This is a genomic window from Pseudomonas sp. M5A4_2d (assembly GCF_053345295.1).
In genome coordinates this window covers 117,864-130,003 of record NZ_JBKEZW010000013.1, presented here as the reverse complement: position 1 = coordinate 130,003, position 12,140 = coordinate 117,864, and the positions used below count along the sequence as shown (strand labels likewise).

The following is a 12,140-nucleotide window of genomic DNA, read 5'->3' as shown; positions in this document are numbered from 1 at the left end:
TGACGGACGGGGCCAACCTTAGTTGGGGTTGACCTCGATGCGGTCAAAACCCTTCCAGCGATACAGCATCACCGAGATGGCCCGACTGGCGATAAAGATCCCGTAGAGGCCAAACAGGTTGGCACGCACTTGGCTATTGGAATCACTGAAAACCTGGGCAAGACGGTGGATCATCAGGTACACCCTATGGGCAGTGGCGCGGTCGTTTCGAAGCGGTTAAGGCTTCAGGTTGAGAAACTTAATCGATTCTGTCGGCGTCGATAATGAAATAGGCAGGTTGAGTGGAGAGAAAGATGGCAGGCATGAATGGGCACTCTATCGAGGCGGTGATTCAGTTCTGGAAGCAGGCCGGGCCCAAGCGCTGGTTCGCCAAGGACGACGAATTTGACGCGGCCTTTCGCGACGGGTTTCACGCGACCCACATGCAGGCGGCACGGCGCGAGTTGGAAGGCTGGCTGGGTTCAGCCCATGGCGCGCTGGCGTTGCTGATCCTGCTGGATCAATACCCACGCAATGCGTTTCGCGGTACCGCGCATATGTTTGCCACCGACCCGCTGGCGCGTTTGTACGCACACCGCATGGTCGAGGGCGGGCTCGACCAGCTTGTCGAGCCCGAACTACGCGCGTTCTGTTATTTGCCGTTTGAGCATTCGGAAGACCCGGCGGATCAGCAGCGTTCGGTGGCGTTGAATCAGCACCTGGATGCCAGCACCCGCCACTGGGCCAATGAGCACGCGAACATCATCCAACGGTTCGGGCGTTTTCCCCATCGCAACGCGGTGCTGGCCAGGCCAACCACGCCACAGGAACAGGCATTTCTCCAGGCCGGTGGCTTCGCAGGCTAGGCTTCGGCCTGCGCCAACGCGACCTTGGCGGGCGCTGGACGAAAGCGCCGCAGGCCCTTGAGGTCGACCGCCCAGCGCAACGCTTCGGTGGCCGAAGGACGCGGGCCGTGGCTGATTGCGTGGTCATCCTCGCCCAGCGTGCCGAGGTAGCCCTGGGCGCCGCCGCGCTCGCTCCAGTAATGGGTGTGGCTCAGCCAGGAGCGGGCGAGCCAGCCTTTCCACTTGCCCACGGTTACCGGCAGGTCGAGCACGCCTGCGCCCATCACTGGCTTGACCGGGCCGCCGACGACATCGCCAAACAGGCCGAAGGGCGCCGGGAAGTAGAGATTGGTCCAGCGCGTCACGGCAAATGCCGCTGCATGATGCAGGTACTGCGGGGTGAACGGTTTTTGGCCGAGCATCACTGGCTGGCGGGCGTTGTAGCCGTAGCCCTTGGTGTCCTCGGTGGGCGGGCAGGCCGGGGCTTCGCGGCGCTCAATGCGTTTTTTGAAGTCACTCACACTGCGGCCCAGCAGCAGGCTGGCATGCGCCATCGGGCTGCCGACGGTGACCAGGTCGGTGATGCGCCACGGGTTGCCCAGGCCGCGCTGCTCGATAAACGCTTCGGCCTGCTGCTCGCGAAATCTCAAGGTGCTGCCCAGGCTGCCGTCGAGTGCCGCGCCGGCGTTGGGCAGCGCTTCCTTGATCACCGGTTGCAGTGCTGCGTGGTCGGCATAACGGCTGGCCAGTTCGCGGTTGCTGGGGATGACTTGGGTCAGTTGGTCGTGATGTTCATGCCACAAATAGCCGACGATATCGTAGGCAATCACACTGCCCAAACTGTGGCCGACGACGATGATGCGGTCGTAGTCGCCCTTTTTGTGCAGGGCGCGCAGCAACTCCACGCCATCGGCACGGATCTGTTCGCGCACCACTACGTTCTGCGGGTTGGGGCTGAGGTAGCGGGCCGCGTCACCCAAATAGGACAGCGCGGAATAGCGCAACCCCAGGCCGATGGCGCCGACCAGCAGTGGAACCAGTGCGAAGGGGTTGTCGCTGTGATCGAACTGGCCCCAGGCCGTGGCCAGAGTACCGGTAGCGACCAGTAGCAGGAGCACCATCACTGTCCAGCGGGTGGTGCGCCAGATCGGCACGATGGCGTCGGGAATGTCGCGGCGCGGGCGCTTGAAAATATCCCACAGCCAGCCCAGCAGATGGCCGACCTTGGTGCCTTGCATCTTGTGAGCCCAGTAATACTCGTAGAAATCCGTGCTGGTACGCCCCGACGACTTCAGAACACGCAGGTCGAAATTGCGCGAGAGCCGGTCCGGCTTGCTCCAATAGAACGGAGTGCCGCCGGGTGTGTCCGTCGGGATCATGGCTTCCACGAAGCCGCGTAAAGTGTCCATCGGGCGCTGTTCGCCGATGCCGTGGATGACGACAACTGCTTGTTTCATAAGCTGATCATTCCTTGAAGAACTACGAAAGGCAGGGCCGATTTCGCAGAGTAGCTAATCGCTATGATCTTGCCATCATTGCTGCTATTCCCGCCAGGAATGCCCCCATAAAATCCCTGCATTGTCTTTATCGGCGCAGATCTCGTAGCGTGAGGGCTCACCCAGGGAGACTGCTCATGAGCCATGGCCCGCTGCGCCTTTACGTTGATTCAATGTTCACCAGCCCTTACGCGATGTCGGTGTTCGTCACCTTGCGGGAAAAGGGCCTGGCCTTCGAGACCGTCAGCCTTGATCTTGAAGCGGCGCACAACCAGACCGCGGAGTTTGCCCGGCTGTCGATGACCCAACGCGTACCGACGTTAGTGGAGGGAGATTTCGCGCTGTCGGAGTCTTCGGCGATCTGTGAGTACCTGGATCAGGCCTACCCTGAAACAGCGGTGTACCCGGCAGATCCAAGACAGCGGGCGAGGGCGCGACAGGTCCAGGCGTGGTTGCGCAGCGACCTGTTGCCGATTCGCCAGGAGCGCTCGACCCTGGTGGTGTTTTACGGGCAAAAGGCCCCGCCGTTGTCGCCCGTGGCGCAAGCGGCGGCGCGCAAGTTGATCGATGCGGCGCAGGCGCTGTTGGCGGGCAACCCGACGAACCTGCTCGGCGCGTGGTCCATTGCTGACGTGGACTTGGCCGTGATGCTCAATCGCTTGATCCTGGGCGGTGACAGCGTGCCTGACGAACTGGTCGCCTACGCCCGGCACCAGTGGCAGCGGCCATCGGTGCAGGCATGGGTCAACCTGGAACGCCCGGCGCTGTAGCGGTTTCTTGCCATTCCTGGGTCACGCGCCGGTCCAGGTCTTCCCAATCCGCCATGCCCAGCACCCGCGTCGTGTTCAAGCCGCGCAGGTAACCGCGCAGTTGCTGGGCGCTGGCATAGCGCTTTTCGGCGTCCGCCGCTTCGTCCTGCAACACGTGTTCATAATCGACCAGATAATCGGCGACCCGCTCGCGAAACTCCGGCAGTACGGCGTCGCGGATGCGGTCGAAGGTTTTCTGGTGGGGCTTCATGGCGTGGTCCTTATAGTTTTATAGCGGTCGGTGTAGGCGACACTATCGGTTCAAATGATAGTCACCATCAAGGATCGCAAGTTCTGTTTTTTCGCGAAAAGCGGACAATCACGCCATCGAGACGCTATTCAAGGAAATGCGCGATGAGGACGATGATCCAGTTGGGTTTAATCATACTGATGCTCGGCACAACGCTGCTGGCCAACCCGGCCATTGCCGATGATGTGCATGCGGGCCATTTGCTGCCACTCGTCGGTAGCGTAGACTCCCTGCAGCACGCGCAATCGGTGGGTGTGTTGTACAGCGAAAACACCCGCGACAACCTCAACTACCTTGAACGCTACCACGCCATGGCCATGAACGGCGCCAAGGATGCCCTCGACGGGCGTATCCGCGAGGCGTTCGTCACCAGCTCCGACCCGGAATTGGCGATTGATTGGTTGATGAGCTCGCTGCAGGGCACTTTTCGTATCGTGACTGTCTATAGCAGCCTGGATGAGCTGGTGCAGGCTCACCCGGACGTGGTGGTGGTGCTCGATACCCATAACCAACTGCTGACCCAGCGCAACGACGTGGTCGAAGCGCGTTTTGTGGCGCGGTTTTATGATGCGAACCTGCAATACATCGCCAAGGCCGAAGGCTCGGTGCTCAAACAGGTGCCGTCGGTGTGGGTGCTGGACAAGGCGGCGCCCGAGATTGCCGCGCAGATTGAACAGCAGCGCGATGTACAGCTTGACGCCTTGAAGCAGTTTGATGTGTCGCTCAAGGCCCTGGTTCGCGCAGGTTGACGCGTGGATTGATGTGAACCCTATTGGTTATTTTCAGGAATGTTTATGCGCTCTTTTTTCGTCCCGGCCCTGGCTTTTGCTTCCTTGTTGCTGACCGGTTGTATCACCGCTCCCAATGCTCCGACCTTGACGTTGCAAACCGATAAGACCCCTGAAGGCTATCTGCAGTGCGTCCTGCCCAAGCTTGAAAAATACGGCATCACCTCGACCGTGACCCAGAATTCGCGCCACGCCAAAGTCGTGTTGACCAGCAAATTTGCGGCTGATGATGTGTTGGAAGCCTACAAGTCCCAAGAGGGCAGCAAGGTGTTCGTGTACGAGCGCAAGCCGCTGGCGTCGGCGCTCAAGCCGTCGCGGCTTGAGTTGGCGGCGCAGGACTGCAAGTAACGCCACACCCCACAGCACCCAGTGTGGGAGCGGGCAAGCCCGCTCCCACATTTTTTTGCGCACGGCTTAAGGTTTTGCTTCGCTGCTGAAGCTGTCGACAACCTTGACCAGCCCTTGAGCCGCCAACGCCACCAACTCACCGCCTTTTTCCACCGTCGCCAGGGCCGGGTCCGAGCCCATGCGACCATCGGGGAAGCGTGCGCGGAAGTCCAGCGCTTCGCGAATCGGGCCGGTGTTGGCGATTTGCGGTGAATACTCGGCGGACTTGATCGATTCCGGGTAGGCCCACTGCGTCACCGCAATCTCCGACGGCGTGGCATGGCTGCCGTGGCCTACCGGGAATTGGCGGTGGGCCAGGTCATTGACGCCTTCCAGATCCCACCAGTTCACCAGTTTCAGCGCGAACCCGGCCGGGCGGCGGGCATAGCTGGCTTCGGCGTACAGCTCGGAAAAGGCGGCCTCGATGGTGGCGATATTGCCGCCGTGGCCATTCAGAAACAGGATCTTCTCGAAACCGTGCCCGGCCAGCGACCGCACCCAGTCGCCAATAGCGGCAATAAACGTGGACGGGCGCAGGGAAATGGTGCCGGGAAAGCCCAGGTGGTGCTGGGCCATGCCGATATTGAAGGTCGGGGCGATCAGGATGTCGGCGTTCTGCTGCGCCTCATGGGCGATGATCTCCGGGCACATCCAGTCAGTGCCCAACAGGCCGGTGGGGCCGTGCTGCTCGTTGGAGCCGATGGGGATCACCACCGTGCGGCTGCGCTCCAGAAACTGGCCGATCTCGATCCAGGTGGATTTATGTAGAAGCATGCGACGCTCTCTTTTATCGGTGGGGACAGGCTAACCACCACGGATTGTACGACTACTCGCCACTTGTTGGGGCTTGCAGTTGAGGTAGGTCGACGACTTCAACCAGCGCTGGTCCGGGTACCAGGAGAACATGAACTGCCCATCCTTGAGTTTGTCTACCACCTGGCGCGCCACTTGCGGGCGCACGGCAGGGCAGCCTTGGCTGCGGCCGATACGGCCTTCGCGCTTGCTCCACGCCGAGTTGACGTAGTCGGCGGCATGAATCACCAGTGCGCGGTCGCGGGCCTGGTCATTGAAACCCGGCTCCAGGCCGTCCATGCGCAACGAGTAACCGTGGGCGCCGAGGTAACTTTCCTGGGTGCGGAACAAGCCCAGGCTGGATTGGTGGCTGCCTTCGAGGTTAGAGAACTGGGTGGCGAAGTTTTCCCCGGATTTGGCGCCGTGAGCCACCAGGTCGCGCAGTACCAGGGTTTTTTTGCGTAAATCGAAGATCCATAGCCGACGAGCGGTAGAGGGCTGGGAGTAGTCAATAACGGCCAGGCGATCCGAGCGTTCCTCGCCGTTATTGACTGCGCACTGCACCGCGCTCAAGGCGCTTTTCAGTACGGTGGGATTGAGTTCTGGAGCCGAGCGCGCCAGGCTGCTATACAAAGAAGGAGACGTGGGATTGGCGGCGAGCGCAACATTGCTCAGCGTAGCCAGGGTCACGGTGATCAAACCGAAGCGGCCTATAAAAGTCAGCATCTACAGTACATCCCCCCGCTGTGGGTTGGAGTTAAGTCAATTGTTCAAAAAACACGCATGTTACTTGAGCATTTGCCTGCTCGTTGCACCACTGGTCGCGACAGCTGATGAGCTGCCGGTGGACGCTGTGCCGCCCGTTTCAATCAGCCCGATGCAACAGGCCCTCGCGCAGTTACCCAGCGTGTGCCCAGGCCTTGCCCCACAAATAGACGCAGCGGCCCAATTGCGCCTGCAAGCGTTTTACCAGCAGCAGGGTGATAGTCCGCTGTGGTCAGCCGATGATCGCCGCCAAGCCTTGCAAGCCCAATTGCGGATGCTGGCTGACGACGGCCTGGACCCCACCCACTATAGCCTGCCCGCAACAGACGCCACGGCCAACGTGCTGTGCAGCGATATCGGCACCAGCCAGCAATACCTGCAAGCCCTGCAGGACTTGCACTACGGGCGTTTGCAGCAGTCGCGATTCGAGCCACTGTGGCATTCCCAACCACCGCTCCATGACCCCAATACCGAAGTGCTGGCCTTCGCCGCGACTGGCCTGCACGACCTGGCCCAGGCGTTTGACCAGGCGCGCCCCAGCGCCGATCTCTACCGCAGTTTGCGCAGTACGTACGCCACCGTGCGCCTGCAACCTTTGCCCCATTGGGGTCCGGTCGCCGGCGGCCCGTTGCTGCGTCCCGGCATGGAAGACCCGCGTGTGCCCGAACTGGCGCGGCGCCTTTACAACGGCGGGTACCTGGCCAAAGTGCCAGCCGGCAACGGCACGCAATACCGTGACGAGCTGGTCAAGGCGGTCAAGGCCTTCCAGCTCAGCCACTCGTTGCAGGCAGACGGTGTGATCGGTGCAGGCACCGTGGCCGAGCTCAACATCAGCCCGGCGATGCGCCGCGACCAGTTGCGCATCAACCTCGAGCGTTTCCGTTGGCTGGCCCAGGACCTGGAGCCCGAAGGGGTGGTGGTCAACGTCGCGGCCGCACAACTGAGTGTTTATCAGAGCGGTATGCCGGTGTGGCAAACCCGCTTGCAAGTCGGGCGGGCCGAGCGTCAGACGCCGTTGCTCAAGTCACGGATTACCCGGCTGACGCTCAACCCCACCTGGACCATCCCGCCTACCATCATGCGTGAGGACAAGCTCCCGGCCATCCGCCTCAACCCCGAATACCTGCGCCAACAAAACCTGCAAGTGCTCGATGCCCAAGGTCACCCACTCACGGCCGACCAGGTGGATTGGTCGCGCCCCGGTAATATTCTCCTGCGCCAGGAAGCTGGCCCGCGCAACCCGCTGGGCAAGATCGTGATGCGCTTTCCCAACCCGTACTCGGTCTACCTGCATGACACGCCGAGCCAGCCATTGTTCACCAAAGGCCCGCGCGCGTTCAGTTCGGGGTGTGTGCGGGTTGAGCAGCCCATGCTGCTGCGCGACTTACTGGTAACCCCGGCCGAACGCACGCGCACCGATGAGTTGCTGGCTACCGGCGTGACCCATGAATTCCGGCTGGCCACGCCCGTGCCGGTGCTGTTGGGTTACTGGACAGTGGAGGTCGACCGCCAGGGCGGGCTGCTGTACGCACCGGATATTTATGGGCGTGACCCGGTGTTGATGAAGGCGATGGGGGCATTGCTCTAAGCAATATGCGCCAAGATCCGGGTGACAGCCTGATCCGCTGTCATCAGCGCGGTGTCGAGCGTCAACGGCTGTTCTTCCCAGGCCTCGTACTCATGCGCTGAGACGGATTGCCAAGTGGGAGGTACCAGCCCGGGAATATCCCCAGCGCGGCTTTCCACCCGGCGTTGGTGTTCGTGTTGATCAGAACACACCACCTGGATATTCACCCACTCAACATCGGCTGCCGCCGCCACGGCTTTCCACGCATCCCGGCTTTCCTTGACCGGGTTCACGCCGTCCGCAATCACCGTCTGCCCCAAGCGCAAATTGCTCAACGCCAGCGCATTTGCCACGCTGTAGCCGCTGGCGCCGACATCGCCGGCCAGTACCGCCGACTCCCGCAGCGCCTGCTCGATCACATCGATGCGCAGGTACACCGCGCGGGTGCGCCGCGCCAGTTCACGGGCAATCGTGGTTTTACCGGTGCCAGGCAGGCCGCTGAATACAATAAGCATGGTCAATCCTTTGAAGAGAGAACCCGGCCAGTCTAGCCGCGCTTACTGCAAATAGCAGGCGCTGATCCAGTCTGCCGGGTGCGCTGCCAATTGCGTCGCCGTGGGCAGGTAGCGCTTGTCCAGTTGCGCGGCCAGCCAGAACAGCGTCGCGCTGCTTTTGGGTTCCCAGGTGCCGCTGTAACCGGCTTCGCCCACGGCGGCGCGGTCTTTGTCGAACTGCACGTGGGTGTGCACGAACTCCTGATGGCTACGTTGACCATTGGCATAGGGCACCAGCCAGTCCAGCGCGGCGCCCAGGGATGCACCATTGGCCTTGAGGTTCAGCCAGTCGCCACCGTAGGGCTTGGCCGCCAGCGCGGCTTGCACCAGGGGCTCAAGGTCGTAGACCACGTAATGCAGGGCGTCACGGTCCTGGAAGTCGGTGACCGAACCGTCGGGCAGGATGTTGTCGGCAACCTGCTGTTTAAATAATTGATGGGCTTGCTCGAGCATGGCCTGGTCGCCGAGGGCGGCGGCGGCCACGGTGACCAACTTGACGCGATGGCTCTGCCAGTTATTGGTCTGGGTACCTCTTTTCTGCCCATGGAATTGCTGGATATGCGCGATATAGCCGTTGCCCAGCGTGCTGATCAAGCGACGGCTGGCCGCGCGGGTTTCCAGGCGCAAGTGATCGGCAGTCAGCGCGTAGGCATTGATCAGCATATCGAGGTTGGTTTCGTCGATGGGGTTGAAGTCCGGCTGATACACGTCGGCCCATGCGGCGAGGTAGTCGTCGACTTGCTTGAGGTAACGCGGGTCGCCGCTCAACCGCCAGGCCAGCGCCGCCTGGCGCATCACCGGCCAGTCTTTCTCGGCGGCGATGCTTTGCGCGCGGATGCCCTGGTTTGGCAGCGTGCCCTCGGTGTGTAAATGGGGCAACGGCGCGGGCGGGTCGGCCAGGTGCCGTTGGGCGGCGGCCAGCAGCGCTTTGGCCGTCGAGTTCGAAGCGGCTGGCTGGCACAGGTTCGGTGTTTGCGCAGCCGCCATGGCCGCGTGGGAAAGCACGGCCAGCAGTGCGGTTAAGGCGACGGTGGTGGTTTTCATGGCGGGCTCTGCCGGACGGGATCGCGCCCACGCTAGCATGCAGCCGAATCGGGGTTGATGAAACTCCCGTATGCTTGCCTGCCAACCCTGCTCGAATCCAGGACAGCCCATGACCTTGCCCTTCGTGAAGATGCATGCCCATGGCGACGATTTCATCATCATCGACCGCCGCGGTCAGGACGACCCGATTACCGCGCAGGTCGCCCGTCGCCTGGGTGACCGCCATACCGGCATCGGTTTCAACCAACTGGCTGTGGTACTCGACTGCACCGACGCCGCCGCGCGTATCAAGTTCTGGAACCCCAATGGCACACTGCTGCAAACCTGCGGCAGCGCCACCCGGGGCGTGGCCGACCGCTTGATGCATGAAACCGGCCGTCAGTCGGTGGTATTGCGCACCGACCGGGGCTTGTTGACCTGTGTGCGGGCGGCGGGGCAGCAGGTGTCAGTGAATATGGGCGCCCCTTCACTGGACTGGTCGGCAGTGCCGCTGGCCGAGGCAATGGACACCCGCACCTTGCCCATCGACGGCGCGCCTGCGGCGTGCAGCATGGGCAACCCGCACTGCACGTATTTCGTGGATGACCTCAGCGCCTTTGATGTGGCGGCCCAGGGCGCGGCGCTGGAAACTCATCCGTTGTTCCCGGCCAAGACCAATGTGCATTTCGTGCAGGTGCTGGACCGTCGGCATATCCGCCTGCGCATCTGGGAGCGTGGCGGTGGCGTGCCGCTGGGCTCCGGTTCGTGCTGCTGCGGGGCGGTGGTCAATGGGATCCGGCGCGGGTTGCTCGATGATACGGTGCACGTGCAGTGCGACGGCGGGGCGGTCACCGTGCAGTGGGACGGGCAGGGCGGCGTGATCCTGACCGGCAGCGTGGAGCCGATCATGCAGGGCGCGGCCTACGTGCTCTAGAACGTCACGGTAAAGGTTGTACCGGTGTTCTCGCAGGAACTCACTGCCACATCGCCACCGTGCGCCTTGGCCAGTTCGCGCACGATATACAGGCCCAAGCCCACGCTGCGCACCTCGCTGCCCTGGTCGGTGCCACGGGTCATGGGCTCGAACAGCCCGGCCAGCAGGGTTTCAGGAATCACCGCACCGTAGTTGTGTACCGCCACTTCGCAGCCATTGTCGGCCAGGCGCGAGGTGATGGTGATCGGCATGAGTAAGTCGCCATACGCCACGCTGTTGGCGACCAGGTTGCCGATGACCTGCTGCACACGGTCGGCATCCAGGCACGCAACTCCCGTGCCTTCGGTGTGGTGCTTCAACGTGGCATTGGGGAAAGCCATGCGCAGTTCATCGACGGCGTGTTGAATCACCGCGTGCAGGTCCACAGAGGTGGTCTTGATGCTGATGCCGTGTCCGACCCTGGCCTGGGTGAAGTCAAGCAAGTCGGCGATCATCCGCTGGGCGCGCTCGGACGACTGGGCGATATGGCCCAGCAACTGGCGTTCCTTGGACGTGCGCTCGCTACGACTGAGAAAGTCGGACGCCATACGGATGGCCGTGAGGGGGTTCTTCAAGTCGTGGCTGACAATCGCCATCATCTGCTCGGCAAACAAGGCACGGCGCTGGGCGACTGCATAGGCTTCGCTCAGCTCGGCCTGGGCCTGCTGCAGCGCCATTTCGGCAGTGGTTCTTTGTTGCAGCAAGGCTTCGGCGAGCTTGCGCGCATTGAGCAGCTCGCGTTCGTACTTGTCGCGGTCGGTGGTGCCGAACAACGCCAGGTCATGCACCACAGCGTCAGCCTGTTCGCGCTTGCTGGCGTTGAGCAGGACGGTCACCTTGTGCCCATCGCGGTGCAGCATGTCGAGCTTTACCTCGCTGACACTGCCATGCATGCGCAACATCGGCGCCAGGTGGGTCTGGTGAAAAATTCGCCCGCCCATGGTCAGCAGGTCCTGGAAGCGCCGCCCATGCAATTCGGCGTTGCTCAACCCCAGCCATTCCCCGAGTCGTGCGTTGGCCCGCAGGATCGTGCCGTCCTCAGCGGTGACGGCGAGGGCACAGGCGGCGCTGTCGAACAGATCAGCCGGCATGGGCCACCCACGGCCCCAGGAAATTTTCCATTGCCGCCGCGCAGGCCTGCGGCGCGCTCATGTGCGGGCAATGGCCGACGTTGTCTACCAGGCAAAAAGTGCTGTTGGGGAGCACGCCGTGCAGGTACTCACCCACGACTACCGGGGCGATCAGATCGTCGCTCGATTGCAGGATCAATACGGGCGTGGTCAGGCCGGCCACGTCCTGACGGTTATCGGACATGAAGGTCACTCGCGCAAATTGCTTGGCGATATCGGGTTCGGTGCGGCAGAAACTGTCGCTGAGTTCGGCGCTCAACCCTGGTTGCCCGGGGGCGCCCATGATCACCGGGGCCATGGTGCTGGACCAGCCAAGGTAGTTGCTGTCGAGGGTGTCGAGCAGGTCGTCGATATCACTGCGCTTGAAACCACCGACATAATCCACGTCATCAATGTAGCGTGGCGAAGGGCCGATCATCACATGGGCGGCGATACGGCCGGGCGCGAGGCGGTCGGCGAGGGTGCCAATCATGGCACTGACCGAATGGCTGACCAGAATCACCGGGCCGCTGGCGAAGGCGTCGATAATCTCGTTCAAGTCGTGGGCGTAGCCATCCAGCGCACTGTATTTGGCCTTGTCGAACGCACTGACATCCGACAACCCGGCGCCGACGAGGTCATAAAGCACCACGCGAAAGCGGTCGATGAATGGCGGCGCGAGGTAATTCCACATCGCCTGATTGCAGCCGAAACCATGGGAGAACACCAGGGTCGCCGACCCGCTGCCCATCACACTGACGTTGTTGCGATGTTTCAGGTTCATGGCGTTCTCATAGGTGGCA

General features: G+C 62.2%; 15 protein-coding genes. 6 read left to right on the top strand and 9 right to left on the bottom strand.

Features of this window, described 5'->3' with window-relative positions; genetic code table 11:
* Window positions 1-18 precede the first annotated feature (18 nt).
* Complete coding sequence (locus ACLBW8_RS25665; protein WP_447806626.1) at window positions 19-174, bottom strand: hypothetical protein; 156 nt, start codon at window positions 172-174, stop codon at window positions 19-21.
* A 128-nt stretch (window positions 175-302) separates the two neighbouring features.
* On the opposite strand from ACLBW8_RS25665, the gene ACLBW8_RS25660 reads away from it, so the two are divergent.
* The gene (locus ACLBW8_RS25660; RefSeq protein ID WP_447806625.1) at window positions 303-845 is read left to right on the top strand and encodes a DUF924 family protein; all 543 of its coding nucleotides are present in this window, start codon (window positions 303-305) and stop codon (window positions 843-845) included.
* Here the strand turns inward: ACLBW8_RS25660 and ACLBW8_RS25655 are convergent.
* The gene (locus ACLBW8_RS25655) at window positions 842-2,281 is read right to left on the bottom strand and encodes a hypothetical protein (protein WP_447806624.1); all 1,440 of its coding nucleotides are present in this window, start codon (window positions 2,279-2,281) and stop codon (window positions 842-844) included. The genes ACLBW8_RS25660 and ACLBW8_RS25655 overlap by 4 nt on opposite strands.
* A gap of 176 nt (window positions 2,282-2,457) precedes the next feature.
* Here ACLBW8_RS25655 and yfcF point away from each other — a divergent pair, with 176 nt between their 5' ends.
* Window positions 2,458-3,090 carry a glutathione transferase gene (gene yfcF / locus ACLBW8_RS25650; RefSeq protein ID WP_447806623.1) on the top strand — a complete coding sequence of 211 codons (633 nt, stop codon included), beginning with the start codon at window positions 2,458-2,460 and terminating at the stop codon, window positions 3,088-3,090.
* Here the strand turns inward: yfcF and ACLBW8_RS25645 are convergent.
* Window positions 3,065-3,340: a hypothetical protein gene (locus tag ACLBW8_RS25645; protein WP_447806622.1), complete on the bottom strand. Its 276-nt coding sequence runs from the start codon at window positions 3,338-3,340 to the stop codon at window positions 3,065-3,067. The genes yfcF and ACLBW8_RS25645 overlap by 26 nt on opposite strands.
* A gap of 143 nt (window positions 3,341-3,483) precedes the next feature.
* Between ACLBW8_RS25645 and ACLBW8_RS25640 the strand changes: the two genes are divergently transcribed.
* Together ACLBW8_RS25640 and ACLBW8_RS25635 are read left to right on the top strand one after the other, a co-directional pair.
* Window positions 3,484-4,128, top strand: a complete 645-nt coding sequence (locus ACLBW8_RS25640; RefSeq protein ID WP_447806621.1) for an ATPase — start codon at window positions 3,484-3,486, stop codon at window positions 4,126-4,128.
* A 45-nt stretch (window positions 4,129-4,173) separates the two neighbouring features.
* Window positions 4,174-4,515, top strand: a complete 342-nt coding sequence (locus ACLBW8_RS25635; RefSeq protein ID WP_128590602.1) for a hypothetical protein — start codon at window positions 4,174-4,176, stop codon at window positions 4,513-4,515.
* Window positions 4,516-4,581: 66 nt separating this feature from the next.
* Here the strand turns inward: ACLBW8_RS25635 and ACLBW8_RS25630 are convergent, their stop codons facing one another.
* Window positions 4,582-5,328, bottom strand: a complete 747-nt coding sequence (locus ACLBW8_RS25630) for a creatininase family protein (RefSeq protein ID WP_064452096.1) — start codon at window positions 5,326-5,328, stop codon at window positions 4,582-4,584.
* Between the two features lie 30 nt (window positions 5,329-5,358).
* A complete protein-coding gene (locus ACLBW8_RS25625) occupies window positions 5,359-6,072 on the bottom strand; it encodes a murein L,D-transpeptidase catalytic domain family protein (RefSeq protein WP_064452097.1) in 714 nt (237 codons plus the stop codon).
* Window positions 6,073-6,112: 40 nt separating this feature from the next.
* Here ACLBW8_RS25625 and ACLBW8_RS25620 point away from each other — a divergent pair, with 40 nt between their 5' ends.
* Window positions 6,113-7,699, top strand: a complete 1,587-nt coding sequence (locus ACLBW8_RS25620) for a L,D-transpeptidase family protein (protein WP_447806620.1) — start codon at window positions 6,113-6,115, stop codon at window positions 7,697-7,699.
* Here the strand turns inward: ACLBW8_RS25620 and ACLBW8_RS25615 are convergent.
* Both ACLBW8_RS25615 and ACLBW8_RS25610 read right to left on the bottom strand, forming a co-directional pair.
* Entirely contained in the window at window positions 7,696-8,193 is a 498-nt protein-coding gene (locus tag ACLBW8_RS25615; RefSeq protein ID WP_064452099.1) for an AAA family ATPase, read from the bottom strand. The two genes, ACLBW8_RS25620 and ACLBW8_RS25615, sit on opposite strands and share 4 nt — an antisense overlap.
* A gap of 42 nt (window positions 8,194-8,235) precedes the next feature.
* Window positions 8,236-9,276 (bottom strand): alginate lyase family protein, encoded by a 1,041-nt coding sequence (locus ACLBW8_RS25610; RefSeq protein ID WP_447806619.1) that lies wholly within the window; start codon window positions 9,274-9,276, stop codon window positions 8,236-8,238.
* Between the two features lie 109 nt (window positions 9,277-9,385).
* Here ACLBW8_RS25610 and dapF point away from each other — a divergent pair, with 109 nt between their 5' ends.
* Window positions 9,386-10,189, top strand: a complete 804-nt coding sequence (gene dapF / locus ACLBW8_RS25605) for a diaminopimelate epimerase (protein WP_447806618.1) — start codon at window positions 9,386-9,388, stop codon at window positions 10,187-10,189.
* Here the strand turns inward: dapF and ACLBW8_RS25600 are convergent.
* Both ACLBW8_RS25600 and ACLBW8_RS25595 read right to left on the bottom strand, forming a co-directional pair.
* Window positions 10,186-11,319: an ATP-binding protein gene (locus tag ACLBW8_RS25600; protein ID WP_447806617.1), complete on the bottom strand. Its 1,134-nt coding sequence runs from the start codon at window positions 11,317-11,319 to the stop codon at window positions 10,186-10,188. The genes dapF and ACLBW8_RS25600 overlap by 4 nt on opposite strands.
* Window positions 11,309-12,121, bottom strand: a complete 813-nt coding sequence (locus tag ACLBW8_RS25595) for an alpha/beta fold hydrolase (protein WP_447806616.1) — start codon at window positions 12,119-12,121, stop codon at window positions 11,309-11,311. Before ACLBW8_RS25595 ends, ACLBW8_RS25600 begins: the two co-directional genes overlap by 11 nt.
* Window positions 12,122-12,140: the final 19 nt, after the last annotated feature.